The 17,135-nt window shown below is 65.4% G+C and carries 17 protein-coding genes; 7 read left to right on the forward strand and 10 right to left on the reverse strand.

From position 1 onward, the window contains the following. Window positions 1–10: 10 nt before the first annotated feature. Genes tatA through CSQ99_RS02325 form a run of 3 tightly spaced genes read right to left on the reverse strand, consistent with a single transcriptional unit; the run spans window position 11 to window position 2,300 of the window. Entirely contained in the window at window positions 11–289 is a 279-nt protein-coding gene (gene tatA / locus CSQ99_RS02315; RefSeq protein ID WP_099037433.1) for a Sec-independent protein translocase subunit TatA, read from the reverse strand. 29 nt (window positions 290–318) lie between these two features. Next, window positions 319–1,302, reverse strand: coding sequence for a helix-turn-helix transcriptional regulator (locus CSQ99_RS02320; RefSeq protein WP_099037434.1), 984 nt, complete (start codon window positions 1,300–1,302; stop codon window positions 319–321). Next, window positions 1,299–2,300, reverse strand: a complete 1,002-nt coding sequence (locus tag CSQ99_RS02325; RefSeq protein ID WP_099037435.1) for a helix-turn-helix transcriptional regulator — start codon at window positions 2,298–2,300, stop codon at window positions 1,299–1,301. The genes CSQ99_RS02320 and CSQ99_RS02325 overlap by 4 nt, the downstream gene beginning before the upstream one ends. A 22-nt stretch (window positions 2,301–2,322) precedes the next feature. Here CSQ99_RS02325 and CSQ99_RS02330 point away from each other — a divergent pair, with 22 nt between their 5' ends. Continuing rightward, window positions 2,323–2,928 carry a class I SAM-dependent methyltransferase gene (locus tag CSQ99_RS02330; RefSeq protein ID WP_099037436.1) on the forward strand — a complete coding sequence of 202 codons (606 nt, stop codon included), beginning with the start codon at window positions 2,323–2,325 and terminating at the stop codon, window positions 2,926–2,928. On the opposite strand, the gene pafA is transcribed toward CSQ99_RS02330, so the two are convergent. Then, window positions 2,903–4,261 carry a Pup--protein ligase gene (gene pafA, locus CSQ99_RS02335; protein WP_099037437.1) on the reverse strand — a complete coding sequence of 453 codons (1,359 nt, stop codon included), beginning with the start codon at window positions 4,259–4,261 and terminating at the stop codon, window positions 2,903–2,905. The two genes, CSQ99_RS02330 and pafA, sit on opposite strands and share 26 nt — an antisense overlap. A gap of 130 nt (window positions 4,262–4,391) precedes the next feature. On the opposite strand from pafA, the gene CSQ99_RS02340 reads away from it, so the two are divergent. Further along, entirely contained in the window at window positions 4,392–5,996 is a 1,605-nt protein-coding gene (locus CSQ99_RS02340) for an alpha/beta hydrolase (protein ID WP_245908636.1), read from the forward strand. 49 nt (window positions 5,997–6,045) lie between these two features. After that, window positions 6,046–6,930 carry an alpha/beta fold hydrolase gene (locus CSQ99_RS02345; RefSeq protein ID WP_099037438.1) on the forward strand — a complete coding sequence of 295 codons (885 nt, stop codon included), beginning with the start codon at window positions 6,046–6,048 and terminating at the stop codon, window positions 6,928–6,930. Between the two features lie 9 nt (window positions 6,931–6,939). Here the strand turns inward: CSQ99_RS02345 and prcA are convergent, their stop codons facing one another. The 4 genes from prcA to dop form a co-directional block, all read right to left on the reverse strand. After that, window positions 6,940–7,674, reverse strand: coding sequence for a proteasome subunit alpha (gene prcA, locus CSQ99_RS02350; protein ID WP_099037439.1), 735 nt, complete (start codon window positions 7,672–7,674; stop codon window positions 6,940–6,942). Then, the gene (gene prcB, locus CSQ99_RS02355; RefSeq protein ID WP_176560847.1) at window positions 7,671–8,519 is read right to left on the reverse strand and encodes a proteasome subunit beta; all 849 of its coding nucleotides are present in this window, start codon (window positions 8,517–8,519) and stop codon (window positions 7,671–7,673) included. The genes prcA and prcB overlap by 4 nt, the downstream gene beginning before the upstream one ends. Window positions 8,520–8,575: 56 nt before the next feature. Next, window positions 8,576–8,770, reverse strand: a complete 195-nt coding sequence (locus CSQ99_RS02360; RefSeq protein WP_006245296.1) for a ubiquitin-like protein Pup — start codon at window positions 8,768–8,770, stop codon at window positions 8,576–8,578. A gap of 104 nt (window positions 8,771–8,874) precedes the next feature. Continuing rightward, window positions 8,875–10,371, reverse strand: coding sequence for a pup deamidase/depupylase (gene dop, locus CSQ99_RS02365; RefSeq protein WP_099037441.1), 1,497 nt, complete (start codon window positions 10,369–10,371; stop codon window positions 8,875–8,877). Window positions 10,372–10,410: 39 nt separating this feature from the next. Between dop and CSQ99_RS02370 the strand changes: the two genes are divergently transcribed. Genes CSQ99_RS02370 through CSQ99_RS02380 form a run of 3 tightly spaced genes read left to right on the forward strand, consistent with a single transcriptional unit; the run spans window position 10,411 to window position 13,987 of the window. Then, window positions 10,411–11,667: a threonine/serine exporter family protein gene (locus CSQ99_RS02370; protein ID WP_099037442.1), complete on the forward strand. Its 1,257-nt coding sequence runs from the start codon at window positions 10,411–10,413 to the stop codon at window positions 11,665–11,667. Further along, window positions 11,660–12,805 carry a hypothetical protein gene (locus tag CSQ99_RS02375; protein ID WP_099037443.1) on the forward strand — a complete coding sequence of 382 codons (1,146 nt, stop codon included), beginning with the start codon at window positions 11,660–11,662 and terminating at the stop codon, window positions 12,803–12,805. Before CSQ99_RS02370 ends, CSQ99_RS02375 begins: the two co-directional genes overlap by 8 nt. Before the next feature lie 45 nt (window positions 12,806–12,850). After that, window positions 12,851–13,987: a hypothetical protein gene (locus tag CSQ99_RS02380; protein WP_099037444.1), complete on the forward strand. Its 1,137-nt coding sequence runs from the start codon at window positions 12,851–12,853 to the stop codon at window positions 13,985–13,987. Here CSQ99_RS02380 and CSQ99_RS02385 read toward each other — a convergent pair. Further along, a complete protein-coding gene (locus tag CSQ99_RS02385) occupies window positions 13,984–14,619 on the reverse strand; it encodes a hypothetical protein (RefSeq protein WP_176560835.1) in 636 nt (211 codons plus the stop codon). The two genes, CSQ99_RS02380 and CSQ99_RS02385, sit on opposite strands and share 4 nt — an antisense overlap. Before the next feature lie 281 nt (window positions 14,620–14,900). On the opposite strand from CSQ99_RS02385, the gene CSQ99_RS02390 reads away from it, so the two are divergent. Continuing rightward, entirely contained in the window at window positions 14,901–15,185 is a 285-nt protein-coding gene (locus tag CSQ99_RS02390) for a DUF732 domain-containing protein (RefSeq protein WP_099037445.1), read from the forward strand. 28 nt (window positions 15,186–15,213) lie between these two features. Here the strand turns inward: CSQ99_RS02390 and arc are convergent, their stop codons facing one another. Continuing rightward, window positions 15,214–17,049 carry a proteasome ATPase gene (arc, locus tag CSQ99_RS02395; protein ID WP_099037446.1) on the reverse strand — a complete coding sequence of 612 codons (1,836 nt, stop codon included), beginning with the start codon at window positions 17,047–17,049 and terminating at the stop codon, window positions 15,214–15,216. Window positions 17,050–17,135: the final 86 nt, after the last annotated feature.

The following is a 17,135-nucleotide window of genomic DNA, read 5'->3' on the forward strand; positions in this document are numbered from 1 at the left end:
TCTGCGTCGGTCAGGCCGGCCGCTGGTCCGGCGGCGCGGTTTCCGGAGCCGGGGTGGCGGAGTCGGCGCGTTCCGAGGCGATCGGGGTCGGCGACGAAGCCGACCGGCCTGCGACATCCGATGACGGCGTGTCCGGCTTGGAGTCGGACTGCATCTCCTTGATCTCGGACTTGAAGATGCGCATCGACTTGCCGAGCGAACGCGCTGCGTCCGGCAGCTTCTTGGCACCGAAGAGCAGGACGAACACGGCGATGACGATCAGCCAATGCCAGGGTTGTAGACCACCCAATTTGGTTACCTCCAGACGACGTGGTCAGTCTACCCGGCGTGTGCATCTGCGTATGCGCTCAGCGCCGCGGCGGCGGATTCTCGCACCCGCAGGGCCAGCGACTCGGGTTTCAGCACCCGGACCGCCGAACCGAAGCCGAGCACGAACCGCGTCATCCAGTCCTCTGAGGCGTAGGTCATCGCCGCCTCGAAGGCGCCGTCGGGCAGTTCGCGGATCTCCCGCAGCGGGTAGTAGTCGAACATCCAGGACGCCGACCGCTCGATGAGCAGCGTGGCCGACGGCAGGGAAGAGTTGGCCGGGTCGGCGTCGAACAGCGACGTGTCCGGGCCGGCCTGCACTGCAGGTGGTGGCGGCGCTGACGGTTGCTCGAGGACGCGTGCGTCGACGATGCGGTCGAACCGGAACAGCCGGACCCCCTCGGCCGAACGACACCACGCCTCCAGGTAGCTGTGGTCGGCGACCAGGACGATCCGAATCGGGTCGACGATGCGGCTGGACAACATGTCGTGAGACGCCGAGTAGTACTCGATCGCCAGCGCACGTCCGTCGCGCGCCGCTGCCCGCACCGCGGCGGCAGCCCCACTTTCGATGGGGGCAGGTTCGTCGACCGCGGCCACCGGCATGCCGTCGCCTAACCCGACGACTCCGGCGGCCGATTCGATCTTCGCGATCGCGCTGCGGGCGGCTTCCGGGTCGACCATGCCGGGCACGTCCGCGAGCGCACGCAACGCAACCAGGACACCGGTCGCCTCCGGCGATGTCAGCCGCAGCGGGTGATCGATGCCAGCGCTGAACGTGACTTCGATCGTGTCCCCCGAGAATTCGAAGTCGATCAGGTCGCCGGGGCCGTAGCCGGGCAACCCGCACATCCACAGCTGGTTGAGGTCGTCGCGCAGCTGCTTGACGCTGACGCCGAGGTCGGAGGCCGCTTCGGCGTAGGTGATCTTCGGGTTGGCCTGGAAGTACGGGACCATGTTCAACAGCCGCACCAGCCGCGTCGAAATGGCGGTCATGCGCGCACCCCATCCGTCTGTTGTGCCTGTGCACGCAGCCGGTCGACCACATCGGCGCGTAGGGCTTCGGGTTCCAGGGCGACCGCGTCGGGACCGTAGCTCGCGATCTCGCGGGCCAATCTGTCGATCATCCCGATGTCCAGCGCGATCTCCTGCCCGGGGCGACCGCCAAGGGTCCGCGGTCCGATGACGGTCGCGCGGCGCCGTAACGCGGTGGCGCGACCGTCTGCGACCCATACCTTTGCCTCACCGGTCGCAGGCCACTCTCCCACCGCGCGGTCGACGGTCTCGCGCAGATCGATCCCGTCGGGCCGCTGCACCGCACCGGGCGGGCCGATCGCCGTCACCTCGGCCCCGATGCGGGACAGCCGGAAGGTGCGGGTGGCGTCGCGGTCTCGGTCGTGGCCGACGAGGTACCAGCGGCCCTTGTTCGTAATCACTCCCCACGGCTCGACGGTCCTCGTCGTGTAGGGATCGCTGCGCGTCGGCCGATGCGGGAACTGCACCGTGCGCCCGGAATCGATGGCGGACAACAGCATTCCCAGCACCTCCTCGGACCCGCGCATGCTCGGCAGCGCCCCGGTTGAGGTGATCGCGACGGCGTCGTCGGCCTCGATCTCGGTACCTGCGGCCCTCAACTTGAGCAGCGCGCCCTGAGTGGCCGTGATGAGTTCCGGAGACTGCCACAGCTGCGTTGCCACGGCGACGGCCGCGGCCTCGTCCGCGGTGAGTTCAACTGCGGGCAGCGCATAGGTCTCACGGTTGATGCGATAGCCCTCGGTCGGGTCGGACTGCGATACGCGGCCGGTCTCCAGCGGGATTCCCAGGTCGCGTAGCTCGTTCTTATCGCGTTCGAACATGCGGGAGAACGCCTCGTCACTGGCGCTGTCGGCATAGCCGGACACCGTTTCGCGGATCCGCTCGGCGGTGATGAAGGTGCGGGTCGACAGCAGCGCGATGACAAGGTTCATCAACCGTTCGACTTTGGAAATCGCCACTCCTATGAGCTTAGGGTGAGTCGTGGGCAGTCGTTGGCAGGACACCGGTGCGCCCCGCGGAGATGCCTACGACGAACGCTGGCGCAAACTTGCCGCCGCAGGTCAAGGTATCCACGGTGAGGCCGATCTGATCGAATCCCTGCTGCGCGAGACAAGTGGGTGCCGCGTTCTCGATGCGGGATGCGGCACCGGCCGGGTGGCGATCGAACTCGCGGCGCGCGGATTCTCGGTGGTCGGCATGGACCTCGACGAGCAGATGCTGGACACCGCTCGTGCCAAGGCACCCGAGCTGACGTGGATCCTGGCCGATCTGAGCGAGGCGAGCGCACACCTGGACGCCGAGTTCGACGTCGTGGTCTTGGCGGGCAACGTGATGATCTTCGTCGAACGTGGGACCGAAGCCACAGTGGTCGAGCAGCTCACGGCGCCCCTGGTACCCGGCGGGCTGTTGGTCGCAGGCTTCCAGCTCACTACGGGACGGCTGTCGCTGGAGCGCTACGACAGCTACGCGGCAGCGGCGGGCCTGCAATTCGTCGATCGCTGGGCCGGCTGGGATCGCGAGCCGTTCCACGGCGGCGACTACGCGGTGTCAGTGCACCGGGCTACATCGACGCGATCAACCGCTTGACTCGTTCGTCGACCGACCGGAACGGGTCCTTGCACAGCACAGTGCGCTGCGCCTGATCGTTGAGCTTGAGGTGGACCCAGTCGACGGTGAAGTCACGGCCGGCTTCCTGTGCGGCGCTGATGAACTCACCACGCAGCTTGGCCCGGGTGGTCTGCGGCGGCGTGTTGACCGCGGCCTCGATGTCCTCATCGGTGGTGATCCGCGCGGCCAGCCCCTTGCGCTGAAGTAGGTCGAACACGCCCCTGCCGCGCTTGATGTCGTGGTAGGCCAGGTCGAGCTGGCTGATCTTCGGGTCGGACAACTCCATGTTGTAGCGGTCCTGGTAGCGCTGGAACAGCTTGCGCTTGATGACCCAGTCGATCTCGGTGTCGACCTTGGCGAAGTCCTGGCTCTCGACGGCATCAAGCTGACGGCCCCAGAGCTCCACCACCTGCTGGATCTGCGTGTTCGGCTCACGGTTCTGCAGATACTCCACCGCGCGGGCGTAGTACTCGCGCTGGATGTCGAGCGCGCTGGCCTGCCTGCCGCCCGCGAGCCGCACCGGCCGCCGGCCGGTCAGGTCGTGGCTGACCTCGCGAATCGCCCGGATCGGGTTGTCCAGCGAGAAGTCGCGGAACGCGACACCCGCCTCGATCATCTCCAGCACCAGCGACGCAGTGCCCACCTTGAGCATTGTGGTCGACTCGCTCATGTTCGAGTCGCCGACGATCACGTGCAACCTGCGGTATTTCTCGGCGTCGGCGTGCGGTTCATCGCGGGTGTTGATGATCGGGCGCGACCGCGTAGTCGCCGATGAGACACCTTCCCAGATGTGCTCGGCACGCTGGGACAGACAGAATGTCGCCGCCTTCGGCGTCTGCAGCACCTTGCCCGCACCGCAGATCAGCTGGCGCGTCACCAGGAACGGCAACAGCACATCGGAGATGCGAGAGAACTCGCCCGCACGCACGATCAGGTAGTTCTCATGGCAACCATAGGAGTTGCCTGCCGAGTCCGTGTTGTTCTTGAAGAGGTAGATATCGCCGCCGATGCCTTCGTCGGCGAGGCGCTGCTCGGCGTCGATCAGCAGGTCTTCCAGCACCCGCTCCCCGGCCCGGTCGTGGGTGACCAACTGGATGAGGCTGTCGCACTCGGCGGTGGCGTACTCGGGGTGGCTTCCCACGTCGAGATACAGCCGCGCACCGTTGCGCAGAAACACGTTGGAACTGCGGCCCCACGACACCACGCGCCGGAACAGATACCGCGCGACCTCGTCGGGGCTCAGCCGACGGTGACCGTGAAACGTGCAGGTGACACCGAACTCAGTCTCGATGCCCATGATTCGTCGCTGCACCTGTTCGAGACTACTGGTTGCTGGCCGGCCGCGGAGCCCTGCCGCGCCGAATACCGCGGGTACTCGCAGGGTGCCACCACCCCTGTGGATAACTCGAGCGCCCCCGCCGGCTGATCTGTCAGCATGAGGCATGGGGGGTGTGACGCGCCCGACGGTGTCCGATGCACAAGCGTGGCAACCGGATTCGTTACGCGAGGCAGCAGTCAGCTGGCAGGCAGCTGCGACAGATATCCATGCCGATATCGAGATCGCGGTGCAGGGTGTGGCCGCCACGCGCAAGGTCTGGATCGGTTCGGCGGCCGAGGCCGCCCGGGCCGAAGTGCGCAATGTCGGCCTGGCGTCGGATGCGCTGTCACGCGCCATGGTGCTGGCCGCCGTCGCGGCCGGTGACGCTGCCAACCAGATCACCATCGCCCGGGCCACGGTGCTGGACCTGGTGTCAGCCGCGGAGTCTGAGGGCTTTGTGGTCGCCGACGAGGGCGCCGTATCCGTTCACGACGCACCGACGTCTTTGCTGATCGCACTCTCCGGTGGCGATTCGGCGGTGGCCCACGACCTGCTGACGATGCGGGCCGACGACCTGACCCGCCAGATCGTCGACGCGCTCGAAGGGCTTGGTGCCGCGGATGCCGATGCCGCCCATGACATCGAGGAGGCATTCGCCACGCCGCACGTGCGGCCAACCGCCACGACGCCCGCCGGTGCCACGCTGCCCGAGGACCTGGTGACCGGGTGGCCAGTGATGAGTCAGGACCGCATCGCGGCCCAGATCGCCGCGCTGACTCCAGAGCAGCGCGAGGGGCTGATCGCCGCCTTCCCTCGTCAGGTGGGCAATACCGATGGAGTGCCTTGGGAGATGCGCATCGCCGCGAACCGGACCAATATCGCCCAGGCGGTCCTGGACGAATCCGATCCATACCGCGGCGTGTTCTACCGGACCCTGCTCGGCGAGGTCGATGATCCCGCAGGTGGCGGCCGCCGCGTCGACCGGCAGATCGTGGCGTTCGACCCGGCGAGATCCTCCCTCGTCGAGCTGAACGGGGATCTGGCCACCGCCAAGAGCGTCGCCGTGCTGGTTCCCGGGATGAACACCACGATCGAGGGATCCGCCGCCAATACCGCGACCGCCCGCCGGTTTGTCGCCGCCGACAGCGACGTCGCGGTCCTGACGTACCTGGGCGGACCGTTCCCCAGGGGAAACCTGGTCTCGGGCGTCGTCGACGCCGCCAGCCCGCGGTATGCGCTGGACATGGCGCCGCGCCTGGTCGCATTCAGCGAGGATGTCGACCGCACCGTGGACGCTCGAGCCGCGGGCAGTGAAGCGCACGTCCCGGTCACCTATATCGGACACTCATATGGCGGTTCGATCCTGGGCACCGCCGAAGCCATGGGGCTGACCGCAGATCAGACGATGTATGTGGCGGCCGCGGGCGCGGGGGTCGGCGTCGACGATCCGAGGGAATGGCACAACCGCAATCCGGGCGTGGTGCGCTACTCCATGACCGCGCCCGGTGACCTCATTCAGGCCGTGCAGGGCATCCCGCGTGGTCCGCACGGGGCCGATCCGGATGAGATGACGGGCGTAATCCATTTGGCGACAGGCCATTACGATGATGGCCGGCTCATGGCCGGATTCGACGCGCACTCCGACGTCCTGAATTCGCCGTCCGATTCCTGGCGCAACATCCTGGCGGTGATCACCGGAGATCGCGAGCGGATCCAGGTGGCCGGGTGAAGGCGGCAAAACCAGCCATTCCGGCCCGATCGACGGTCAGAATGAGCCGATGTGGTCGCGCAGCGCCCCGGTCGACGGTTTCCGGCTCGCATTTGACCGATTCGGCGCCAAGGGCGCGCCGCCGGTGGTGTTGCTGCACGGCTGGCCAGGCAACCGCCAGGACTATCGCCGCGTCGTTCCGCTGCTCAGCGGCGCCGCCGACGTCATCATTCCCGACCTCCGTGGATTCGGTGGATCCGACAAGCACGCCGTCGCCGTGCGCCACTTTTACAGCGCCACCGCGCAAGCGGGCAGCGTCATCGGGCTCATCAAGGAACTCGGTCTTTCGCAGGTAGTGCTCGCGGGTTACGACGTCGGCAGCCGGGTCGCCCAGAGTGTCGCGCGAATGGAGCCCGACCTGGTGTCGGCTCTGGTGCTTTCTCCCCCACTGCCCGGTGCCGGAGACCGTGTGCTGACCGCGCGGGCGCAGACCGAATTCTGGTACCAAGCCTTCCATCAACTCCCGCTGGCCCCACAGCTGATCGACGGCAACTCCGAGGCCGTGCGGGAATACCTGAGGCACTTCTGGCAGCACTGGTCAGCACCGGATTTTGCTGTCCCCGAGGACGATCTGGACAGGTTGGTGGCCGACTATGCGTTGCCCGGGGCATTCACCGCGTCGATCGCGTGGTACCGCGCTGGGGCGGGAATGATCGCCCAGTCGCTGACCGAACTGCCGCCGGATCGCGCAATCAAGATTCATGTCCCCACCGATGTGCTGTGGCCGCAACACGATCCGTTGTTCCCGCGCGAGTGGTCCGACCGCCTCGATTCCTACTTCACCGATGTGACGCTGCACTTCGCCTTCGACGCCGGACATTTCACGCCACTGGAATGCCCCGACCAATTCGCTGAACTCGTCCTGATCCGGGCCTGCCCAACCGACACCGGCTGAGACGGCTGCCTATTCGTCCGACGACTTTTCCTCGGCAGTCGGAACCTCTTCGGGCAGCATCGCTTCCAGCGCTGAGCCGGTGATCCGCCGAAAAGCGCGGCGCGGCCGGTTCACGTCCAGGATGGCAACCTCGAGCGTTGCCGCGTCCAGCGCGCGTGGCTCGCCGTTGCTGCCGGCTTTCAATGCGTCGATCGCGATCTTCGCGGCGGCCGACAGGCCGGCGTTCTCGGTGTACGACTCGTTGAGCTTCTCGGCGATCGGTTCGGTGGTGCCACCCATAACGACGAAATGGGGCTCGTCGGCGATCGACCCGTCGTAGGTGATCCGATAGAGCTCAGGCGCTTTGGATTCGCCGAAGTGCGCAACCTCGGCCACACAGAGTTCCACCTCGTACGGCTTGGCCTGCTCGGTGAAGATCGTGCCGAGCGTCTGGGCGTACACGTTCGCCAGCTGGCGGCCGGTGACGTCACGCCGCGCATAGGCGTAACCCCTGGTGTCGGCGAACTGGATGCCGCCACGACGCAGATTGTCGAATTCGTTGAACCGTCCGACAGCGGCGAACCCGACACGGTCGTACAGCTCGCTGACCTTCTGCAGTGAACGCGAAGGATTCTCGGCGACGAACAGCACGCCGTCGGCATATGCGAGCACCACAACGCTTCGGCCTCGGGAAATACCTTTACGCGCGAGCTCCGAACGCTCACGCATCGCCTGCTCAGGCGAGATGAAATATGGAAAGCTCACGAGTCTCCCCGGGCGTCCGTGGACCGATGCACCGCATCCGGGCCGAACGTGTCTGACCGGGAACGGCTTTCGATGACCTGTCGGGCGAATTGCGCGATGCGCTCTTCCGCAATCTCCTCGGCTCCGCCAGCGCTGATGATGACCGCGGTCGGGTAGATACCGCGCACCAGGTCCGGCCCGCCCGTCGCGGAATCGTCGTCGGCAGCGTCATAGAGCGCCTCTACGGCGACCCGAAGTGCGGAGTCGGCGTCGGCGACTTGCGAATAGAGCTTCTTCATCGAGGACTTGGCGAAAAGTGAACCCGACCCCACCGACTGGTAGCCCTCGTCCTCGAAGTTCCAGCCGCCCGCTGCGTCGAACGACACGATGCGCCCCGCGGCGACCGGGTTGGGATCGTCGAGGTCGTAGCCCGCAAGCAGCGGCAGGGCGACGAAGCCCTGCAGTGCGGCGCCGAGGTTGCCGCGGACCATCGTCGCGAGCCGGTTGACCTTGCCCGCGAAAGTCAGCGCGACGCCCTCGAGCTTCTCGTAGTGCTCGAGCTCGACCGCGTACAGCCGAGCGAATTCAACCGCGATCGCCGCGGTACCGGCGATACCCGTCGCGGTGTAGTCGTCGGTGATGTAGACCTTCTGCACGTCGCGGCCCGCGATCATGTTGCCCTGGGTGGAGCGGCGGTCCCCGGCCATCACCACACCGCCAGGGAACTTCAACGCCACGATCGTGGTGCCGTGCGGAACCGCATCCGTCGGCAGGGCGGTGTGCTTGTGCCCGGGGAGAAGTTCGGGAGCCTGGCGGAGCAGCAATTCAGAAAACGACGACAGGTTCACGTGCACGGATGGAACCATCGGGGCGCCGGTAGGCGCAAAACTCGGAAAGGGCTGCTGTTCGCGGTTCGGCCAGGTCACTGGCCACCCTTCTGGACATATGCGCGCACGAAGTCCTCCGCATTCTCTTCCAGCACGTCGTCGATTTCGTCGAGCAGGTCATCGGTCTCTTCGGCGAGCTTCTCGCGACGCTCCTGGCCGGCCCCCGCGTTACCGGTGGGGTCGTCGTCTTCACCACCGCCGCCACCACGCTTGGTCTGCTCCTGCGCCATCGCCGCCTCCTGCTTATGTCTATGCCTTTGACGGCTGGGCGTACTACCCGCCCGCCGTAAACCCACCCTACCGTTCGCCTCCCGGAATGCCGTGGATAGCGCGCTCAGTTGGTGAGCTGTTCCACCAGTTCGGCGGCACTGTCCACGGAGTCCAGCAGGGCGCCGACGTGGGCCTTGCTGCCGCGCAACGGCTCCAGTGTTGGGATCCGGACGAGCGAATCGCCCCCGAGATCGAAGATCACCGAGTCCCAGCTTGCCGCGGCGATATCCGCCCCGAACCGTCGAAGGCATTCGCCACGGAAGTACGCCCGAGTGTCGGTCGGCGGGCTGTCCACGGCATCGATGACCTGCTGTTCGGTGACCAGTCGCTTCATCGATCCCCTGGCGACCAGCCGGTTGTACAGGCCCTTGTCCAGCCGGACGTCGGAGTACTGCAGGTCGACCAGGTGCAGCCGGGGTGCTGACCAGCCCAGGTTTTCCCGCTGGCGGAATCCCTCGAGCAGGCGCAGCTTCGCCGGCCAGTCCAGGATCTCCGAGCACTGCATAGGATCGCGCTCGAGCAGGTCGAGGACGTTCGCCCAGGTTTCGACGACATCCGCGGCGCGCGGATCGGGGTCCCGGCTGTCCACGAGCTTCGCCACCCGGTCCAGGTAAATCCGTTGCAGCGCAAGCGCGGTCAGCTCCCTACCGTCGGCCAGTGCGACGGTGGCGCGCAGCGTCGGGTCGCGGCTGATGACGTGCACCGCGTGCACCGGCCGGGCCAGCGCCAGATCGGTGAGGTCCATCCCCTCTTCGATCAGATCGAGCACCAACGCGGTGGCTCCGACCTTGAGGTACGTCGATGTCTCCGCGAGGTTCGCGTCTCCGATGATGACGTGCAGTCGCCGGTACTTGTCGGCGTCGGCATGCGGCTCGTCGCGGGTGTTGATGATGCCGCGCTTGAGCGTCGTCTCGAGGCCGACTTCGACCTCGATGTAATCGGAGCGTTGCGACAGCTGGAAGCCCGGCTCGTCGCCTGATGGGCCGATACCGACCCGGCCGGAACCGGTGATCACCTGGCGCGACACCAGATGCGGTGTCAGACCTGCGATCACCGCCGAGAATGGCGTCTGACGCGACATCAGATAGTTCTCGTGCGACCCGTAGGACGCGCCCTTGCCGTCGACATTGTTCTTGTAAAGCTGCAGCTTGGCGGCTCCCGGCACGCTCGCGACATGCCGCGCCGCGGCCTCCATCACCCGCTCACCGGCCTTGTCCCAGATCACCGCGTCGAGTGGGTCGGTGCACTCGGGCGCCGAGTACTCGGGGTGTGCATGGTCGACATACAGCCGAGCGCCGTTGGTGAGGATCATGTTGGCCGCACCGACCTCGTCGGCGTCCACTACCGGTGGCGGTCCCGCCGACCGGCTCAGATCGAACCCGCGGGCGTCGCGAAGGGGCGATTCCACCTCGTAATCCCAGCGGGTGCGTTTGGCGCGCTGGATCCCCGCGGCCGCGGCGTACGCCAGCACCGCCTGAGTGGAGGTCAGGATCGGATTCGCGGTGGGGTCAGACGGCGACGAGATGCCGTATTCGACCTCTGTTCCGATAATCCGCTGCATGTGGCCAGCCTAGGCGACGTCCCACAGTAGCCTGCGACCGTGCCGTCTGAGAGAGACGACCCCGCTGCCGACCGCGAGGCCGCCGCGAGCCGGTTCGTCGCCGCGCTCGGTGCCACGATGTCCGCCGCCAATTACCCGGTGACGATGGTGAGCGCCGTGATGTCGGCGACCTCGAAGGCCTACGGCCTCGACAACCAGTTCCTCGCCTTGCCGAATTACGTGCAGGTCGGAAGCCCGACAGGCGAGAGCCTCTACATCTCCAACCCCGACTTCGTCCTGCGCTATGACCAGTCGTTCCCGCTCGCCGAGCTGGTAGCACGCGCTCCAAGCGGGACGCTCGCGCCCGCGGACGGCATGGCCGAGATCGAGCGAATCCGCAACCTGGACAAGCGATTTCCGGTGTGGCTCACTATCGGAGGATACGCGGTACAAAGCACCGGCTTGGCGCTGATCCTCCAACCGACGCCATTGGCCCTCATCGGTGCGGCTTCGCTGGGACTGTTGGTCGGCGTTCTTTCCGTGGCCGGTCGGCGCATCGAGGCGATCGGCTACATGCTCCCGACCATCTGCGCATTCCTCGTCGCCTTCATTGTGTTCTCGGTCGACGCACACTGGCACGTCGGTATCGACAGCCTGCGCGCTCTCGCCGCGCCGTTGGCCACCTTCCTGCCTGGTGCGGCGATCACCCTTGCCGTCATCGAGCTGACGACGCGCCACGTGGTATCGGGTGCGAGCCGGCTCGTCGCCGGATTCATGCAGATCGCCCAGCTGGCATTCGGGATCCTGATCGCGGCACAGCTCGCGGGGGTCGCCGACGCCGACCTCGTCACGACCGAACTCAACCGGCTCGGGCCGTGGGCGCCGTATCTCGGTGTGCTGGTGTACGGGATCGGTATCTGGCTGAACTTCGCGCCGCCCACGCGCTTCCTGCCCTGGATGATGCTGATGCTCTACACCGCCTACGTCGGCCAGTGGATCGGCAACGAATTGCTCGGCAGCTATGCCAGCGGGTTCGGCGGCGGCCTCACACTCATCCTGTTCGCGCTCGCGATATCGCACCGCCCGAACACGCCACCGACCATGTCGCTGGTGCTACCTGGCTTCTGGCTGCTCGTACCGGGGTCGCTCGGGTTCATGGGAGTGACCCAGCTGCTGGGTACCCACAGCACGGCCGTGTTCGGCGCCACGCTGATCTCGATGATGTCGATCGCCGTCGGGGTACAGACTGGCCTGTTGTTGTGGCGGGCGGCGATCCAGCTGACCGATACCCCTGGGCGGCGGTTCCTCCATGATTGACATCGAAAAGCGCCGCGCGGCGGACGCCTGGTTCCTCATGCACGGCCTGCCCGCGGTGCTGCGCCCCGGTCGGCTGGTCCGGCGGCTCTGGCCGCGATCGGCGCCTGCGCTGGCGGCGTTTGCGGTGTTCATGATCAATTCCGCGGTGGTCGTTCAAATCACCGGGAAATACACCGTCAACATCGCGGGCGAGCCGACCCGTACCGAGTGGTTCGTGCTGGGGTTGCTCGTTCTGGTCCTGCCCGCCGCAACGCTGGTCGGCTGGCTGGTGTCCAGAATCTCCACCGTGCGGGGCCGCACCGTGGCAGCGATCGTTGCGGTCTTGGCGGGGATCGCCGGTGGCATCGTCGGCGGCCCGAGTCCGCGGGTGCTGGTCGATCTGATCTTCGAGGCGGCGGTGATCGCCACCATCTTGGCGATGACCGCGTCCGGGCTCGGTTCGATCATGGCGTGGACCGCGCGGATGACGTCCTCGCATCTGGCTGCGGTGGGGACGCTGATGATCCGAGCACTGCCGGTGCTGCTTCTGACGTTTCTGGTGTTTTTCAATTCGCCGGTGTGGCTCATGGCATCCGCCATCTCGCGCGGCCGGATGTGGCTCGCGCTGATTTTCCTCTCGCTGATCGCCGCGGCGTTCGTGGTGGCGGTCACCATCGACCGTTTCCGGCCGGTGATCGAGGCGCCGGATGCCGCCGTTGGTCGTAGTCCGGAACTGGCAGACACGCCGTTTTCGGCCATGCCCGATCCGACGGAGACGCAGACCCTCAATCGTGCCGAGCGGGTCAATGTGATGTTCGTGCTTGCGGTTTCGCAACTCGCCCATATCTTCGTCGTCGCCATCGTCACGGCGTTGATCTTCTTGATTCTCGGCCTGATCCTGCTCTCTCCGGAAGTACTGTCGGCGTGGACGCGTGGCGAAGGGTCGAGCGACGGAACATTCCTCGGGATGACGATCCCGGTGCCGCAGGCGTTGATTCAGGTCACGATGTTCCTCGCCGCGCTGACGTTCATGTATGTCAGCGCGAAGTCGGCAGGCGACGGCGAGTACCGCAAGCAATTCCTTGACCCACTGAGCGATGACCTTCAGCTCACGTTGGTTGCCCGAAACCGCTACCGGGCCGCCGTTCCGGCGCGCTGACACTTATCTGGTCCCGGTTTCACGCACAATATTCGCGTGTCCGACATGCAGGGCGTCCACGAATGGTTCCTCCATCGCGGGCTGCCGCTGGTCCTCACCCGGCGCGTCCGGTCACGCGCGCTGATTGACCGGTCGGCACCGATGGTCAGCGGCATCGGGGCGTTGATCGCGCTGACGATGACGCTGGCCGAATTGACCGATGGGGACCCGGACTACGGCTACGCGATCCGGCTCGGCGTGCTCACCCTGGCGCTGATCGCGGCGCCGTTTGCGCTCCACCTCCTGCACCGGTCCGGCACGACGCGCGGCGAGGCCGGGCGACGGTCGGCAGCCCTGCTCGTGATGGCGTTGTTCGTGTTCGGGCTGCCGTTCGCCGACAGCGGCTTCTCCGGGATCGCTGCGGCCGAGATCGTCGGATTCGCTTTTGTCGCAGTCCTGGCAATATGGCTGACGTATATCGGTATCGGCTCAATTGTGCTGTGGGCGTTCAGATTCGCATGGCTTCAGGTAGGGGCGCTTGGCACTTTGATGAGCCGTGCGCTGCCGCTGCTGATGCTCACGGTGGTGGTGTTCTTCACCGGCGAGCTGTGGCAGCTGGCGGCCCGGATGACCCGTGAGAGGCTCTGGCAGACGATCGGATTCCTCGCCCTCGTGGCGATCCTCTTCATGGTGAGCACCATCCGTGACGAGGTGAAGGCGCTGCGCGAGGATCGAGCCGGCCAGACAGACCCAGCCAAGCTCCTCGAAGGAACGCCGCTGGCGACCGGAAGCCACGCGGCGGCGCGCTCGCCCCTGTCCTTCGCCGAACAGGTCAACGTCGTCGCGGTGATGGTGGTCGCCCAGGGAATCCAAGTGATTCTCTTCACCGCGGGCCTGTTCGCGTTCTTCGTCGCGCTCGGAATCGTCGCGGTTCCCGATGATGTGGCGGTGCTGTGGGCGTCGGAGGCGACCTGTCCAGTGGGAGAACCCCCGTGCGCGGGTACGTGGTTCGGCATCCATGTACCGATAGCGCAGACCATCGTGCACGTCTCGTTGTTTGTGGCGGTGCTGTCGGGCCTGTACTTCACGGTGAGCACCAGCGTCGATCCGATCTACCGAGAGCGGTTCTTCGACCCACTGATCTCCGACGTTGCGGTCAGTCTGGCAGGCCGCGACGCCTATCTCGAGATGGACAGGGGCTAAGAGCCCGCCTGAAGCGAGTAGCTGTTGGCCAGGTCGTCCTGGGTCACGCTGGCGTCCGAGTTCGTGGTGTCGACGCGCAGCGCCGACGTCGGTGTTCGCGCTTCATAGCGCCAACCGGCGGGTAGTGAAAGGCGGTTTGCGAGTCCCGGCAGATCGGCCAGTGACAACGTGGGATCGACTGTTTGACTCCAGGTCTGCATGACCCAGCGGCGGCCATCCGGATCGATGAGCTCATAGAGCTCACGGCCGGCGTCAAACGTGAAAAGGGCCTTACGGTTCACCCGGTTGAGTTGGTATGGCGCCGGGTTCATCGACGCCAACTTCACCGTCGCTTGTCTGATCATCTCGAGGCCACCGAAAGTCTTGTGCTCCAAACCCTCTCGGTCGCGCTTGCCAATGCCGCTCATCAGCCAATAGCGCGGCCCGTTGAGCAATGCGGCCACCGCATCATTTTCCGCGGCAATGGTGGTTGCGTCCAACTTGTCCCACAATTCCGCCGGACAATCGTTGAGGGGAAAAGTGTTGTACACCGTCGCTTCGGGTCCGGATTCGGTGGAATGGACCAGAAGGACTTCGCCGTAGCGCTTCCCGAATACATCGCCGATCACGGTGAAATCTCGATCGCCAGACATGTTGGACATAATGCGAAATTACGTTCCCCGCGGCGCGAACGCGCGCAAAGTGCGTCGATTTCGCCGTTTGCTGGGAACGGATTCGCACGCTCGCGGGAGTGCAGTGGTGCGTTCACCCAGGTCAGCCGTATCAGAGGCGACTAATTGACGACAACGTTCATTCCGGTCGCGGGTATCAAATAGTTAGCCTAAACTGCGCCAATGCAACGTGCCGAGTGGTCCGATGGCCACACCCAGGCTCGGATAACGATGCGGAACATCAGGGTGAAGGGCATTCAACAATGAAGAAGCTTTTGGTAGGCACGATCGGCGCGCTGGCACTTGGCCTGGCTCTCGCAGCACCGGCATCTGCGGATGAAGCGACGTTCTACGAGGAAGTCCAGGCGGGCGGCATCGAACCCAACGAAGCGGCGCTCAGCATGGGCCAGGCGGTATGCAACGAGATCGCCGCCGGCATCCCCGAGGGCACCACGGTGGTGTCGATCTACACGAACACCAGCAACGACATCACGGCCGAGCATGCACAGGTGCTCTACGACGCGGCTGCTGCCAACCTCTGCGCATAGTCCGACGAGCCGAACTGGGCCAGTGCGTCTAGAGGTACTGGCCCAGATTCGACTCGGTATCGATCGCCCGTGAAGCGCTCGACGACTTGCCGGTGACCAGCGTGCGAATGTAGACGATCCGTTCGCCCTTCTTGCCCGAAATCCGCGCCCAGTCATCGGGGTTGGTGGTGTTGGGCAGGTCTTCATTCTCGGCGAACTCGTCGACGATCGAATCGAGCAGGTGCTGTATGCGGAGACCAGGCTGCCCCGTCTCCAGCACCGCTTTGATCGCGTTCTTCTTTGCCCGGTCGACGACGTTCTGGATCATGGCGCCGGAGTTGAAGTCCTTGAAGTACATGACTTCCTTGTCGCCGTTGGCGTAAGTGACTTCGAGGAATCGGTTGTCGTCGATCTCGGCATACATCCGGTCGACCACCTTCTCGATCATCGCCTTCAGGCAGGCCGTCCGATCGCCGCCGAATTCGGCGAGATCCTCGGCGTGCACGGGAAGTGCCTCGACCAGATACTTGGAGAAGATGTCTTGCGCGGCTTCGGCATCCGGGCGTTCGATTTTGATCTTGACGTCCAAACGGCCGGGTCGCAGGATCGCCGGGTCGATCATGTCCTCGCGGTTGGAGGCACCGATGACGATCACGTTCTCCAGTCCCTCGACGCCGTCGATCTCCGACAGCAGCTGCGGAACAACAGTCGTCTCAACGTCCGAGCTGACGCCCGTGCCGCGGGTACGGAAGATCGAGTCCATCTCGTCGAAGAACACGATCACCGGAGTGCCCTCGGAAGCCTTCTCCCTGGCGCGCTGGAAGATCAACCGAATATGGCGCTCGGTTTCGCCGACGAACTTGTTCAGCAGCTCCGGGCCTTTGATGTTGAGAAAGTAGGACTTCGCCTCGCGGGCATCATCGCCGCGCACCTCGGCCATCTTCTTGGCCAGCGAATTGGCGACCGCCTTGGCGATCAACGTCTTGCCGCAGCCGGGTGGTCCGTAGAGCAGCACACCCTTCGGCGGGCGCAGCGAGTACTCCCGGTAGAGCTCCTTGTGCAGGAACGGCAGCTCGACGGCATCGCGAATCTGTTCGATCTGCCGGCCAAGGCCGCCGATGTCGTTGTAGCTCACGTCGGGGACCTCTTCGAGGACCAGGTCTTCGACTTCGGCCTTGGGAATCCGCTCGAACGCATACCCGGCCTTGGTGTCGACCAGGAGTGAGTCACCCGGACGCAGCTTGCGCGGACGTTCGTCGTTATCGTCATCGACCGCTTCGGGATCCTCTGGCAGGAACTCGGCGGCCACCAACGGCTCGGCCAGCCAGACGATCCGTTCCTCGTCGGCGTGGCCGACGACCAGCGCGCGGTGCCCGTCGGAAAGGATCTCGCGCAGCGTGCTGATCTCGCCGACGGCTTCGAAGTGGTGCGCCTCGACCACCGTCAGCGCCTCGTTGAGGCGGACGGTCTGGCCCTGCTTGAGCGTATTGACGTCGATGTTCGGCGAGCACGTAAGCCGCATCTTGCGGCCGGAGGTGAATACGTCGACGGTCTCGTCGTCCTGGACCGCCAGAAGCACGCCGTAGCCGCTCGGCGGCTGGCCCAGTCGGTCGACTTCCTCACGCAACGCCAGCAACTGCTGCCGCGCTTCCTTGAGGGTGTCCATCAGTTTGGCGTTGCGGGCCGCGAGCGAGTCGATGCGGGCCTCGAGTTGGTGTACATCGCGGGCGCTACGCAGACCGCTCTGAGGTCCTACGGCACTCTCGAGCTGCTCACGCAAAAGGGCAGCCTCGCGGCGCAGTTCTTCGAGTTCGGCGGCCTCGTCGCTGGACATGCCCGACTCGTGGGGTGTTCCAAATCCTTCAGAACGCTCGGACTCGCTCATGTTGCGCTCCTTCCCGCACCGGATGTTGGTGCAGTAACAACTTCAAAGCTACCGGCGATTCAGCCTTTGTGTGTGCTCTAGGAATT

The organism is Mycobacterium neglectum (genome assembly GCF_002591975.1).
In the GTDB taxonomy this organism is placed as follows: Bacteria; Actinomycetota; Actinomycetes; order Mycobacteriales; family Mycobacteriaceae; genus Mycobacterium; species Mycobacterium neglectum.